Below are 1,786 nucleotides of genomic sequence, written 5' to 3'. Positions count from 1 at the left end.
CTTCTGCAGCATAATACGCTCCAGGGTGCCGTTGTAGGCCACCGCGGTATTCTGGAAATACGTGGCCGGTACTACTGCACCCCACTGCTCTATGGCAGCGCGCACGCCCCGCTCGTAGTGGGGGCGAGCATCGGTGGCGATATAGCCCCGCTGAGCAGCCTCAGCCTTAATGAACTCTACTTCGGCGTAGGTCATCAGCACCGAGGGCATGGGGGCGGCTACGGTGGCCGTTACCAGGGCAATGTTGAAGTTGGAGGGTACGTACTGAAATTGCGCATCACTACCGCCATAAGCACTCGGAATGCCCTTATAGCCGATGGTGCTCCGCCCGTCCTTGGTGCGGGCCTGGGTGTTGAACTTGGCTAGGCGGGGGTCGCTCCACGTATTCAGGTTGTCAATAAAGAACTCGGCGGCGGCCCGGCCCGTGGTAAAGTCGATGGCCCTACCCCAAGGGGAGATATTGGGCGCAATACCCGTAATCTTCAGCACGGCCGACTCACTATTTTGCGTGAATACCGGATACTTGGTTGGGTCATTGATCATGGCCGCCAGCCGGGTAGCGGTGTTCATCTCCGGCCGCTTGGAAAGGCGCAACAGCAAGCGCATTCGGAGGGAATTGCAGAACCGGCGCCAGCTAGCCACGTTGTTCTCATAAAGCAAATCGGAGCCGTAGCTCATCGGCTTACTCGTGTCGAAAAGGCGGTTGGCTTCCTCCAGGTCGGCAAGCAGCTGCGAGTAGATTTCCTGTTGCGCATCGAACTTGGGGTACAGCACTCCGGCCTCGCCCTGGCTGGCTTCGGTCATGGGCACATCGCCAAAGCAGTCGGTAAGGTTAGAATACACCCAAGCGTTAAGCGTCATAGCTACGGCCTGGTAGTTAGGGTCTTGAGCGGCTACGGCGGCGGCGCGCATCTCCCGAATATTGGCCAGCCAGCGGTAGTACGTGGTCCAGGTAGAATTGCCGGCGCCTTCACTCACCACGTAGCGGTGCACGCCCCCCGATACGCTTGGGAAAGGCAAGGCCACCTGCATAATATCGAAGGTAAACGCCTCGGCCCGGCTAGTGTTGAAGGCGGCCAACTCGTACACAGTGGGGTTTAGCAGCGTGCCCGGGCTTATTCTCTCAATGCGGTTAGGGTCGGTGTTGAGTTCTTCAAACCCATCGGTGCACGAACTCAGGCTGCCGCCCAAACCCAGGAGCAGGAGTGCTAGGTATTTTTTCATTGCAAAGTCAGAATCAGTAAGGGGTAGCCAGCGTCAGGGCAAGCGCTTGCGAGTGCTCAGGTTCCTGCTTTCCTCTCGGCTATAGTTGCAGGGTGATGTTTACACCCATGGTGCGCGTAGAGGGTAGCTGGCCAATTTCCACACCGGGCAGAATGGTACCGCCGTTCAGGGCCGCCGTCTCCGGGTCGAACATGGGAAACTTGGTCCACATGGCTAGGTCACGACCGTAGAGGCCGATGGTAGCGCCAGTGAAGGCTTTGGTGCGGGAAAGCAGGGCGGCAGGCAGGTTAAACTCAATGCGCGCTTCGCGCAGCTTCAGGTAGGAAGCATCAAACGAATTGCTCTCGATGTTGGCGCGGCGGTAGTACTCGGCGTAATAAGCAGCCGGAATGACCTTGGTGGTGTTCGGTGAGTAGGTACCATCGGCATTTGCCACTACCCCGTCGCCGATGATGTAGCCTTCCTCGCGCCCCGGCAGGGTAGACTTTCAGCTTACCCTGCTCGCTCATTTTGTGGTGCGTCTGCGAGTAAATAATGCCGCCATACTGCCGTCGAACAGCAC

2 protein-coding genes are annotated in these 1,786 nt (G+C 58.2%); both read right to left on the bottom strand.

Annotation, left to right across the window (positions count from 1 at the left end; translation table 11 throughout):
- On the bottom strand, nucleotides 1-1,224 hold a 1,224-nt coding region (locus VI25_RS21815), incomplete at its 3' end, for a SusD/RagB family nutrient-binding outer membrane lipoprotein (RefSeq protein WP_055562891.1).
- Nucleotides 1,225-1,303: 79 nt separating this feature from the next.
- The gene (locus VI25_RS21810) at nucleotides 1,304-1,660 is read right to left on the bottom strand and encodes a hypothetical protein (RefSeq protein ID WP_055562890.1); all 357 of its coding nucleotides are present in this window, start codon (nucleotides 1,658-1,660) and stop codon (nucleotides 1,304-1,306) included.
- Nucleotides 1,661-1,786: the final 126 nt, after the last annotated feature.

It is taken from the genome of Hymenobacter sp. AT01-02, assembly GCF_000961955.2.
GTDB lineage: Bacteria > Bacteroidota > Bacteroidia > Cytophagales > Hymenobacteraceae > Hymenobacter > Hymenobacter mucosus.
Note: the sequence above shows the minus strand (reverse complement) of the source record. Positions and strands in the feature narration are given on the sequence as shown.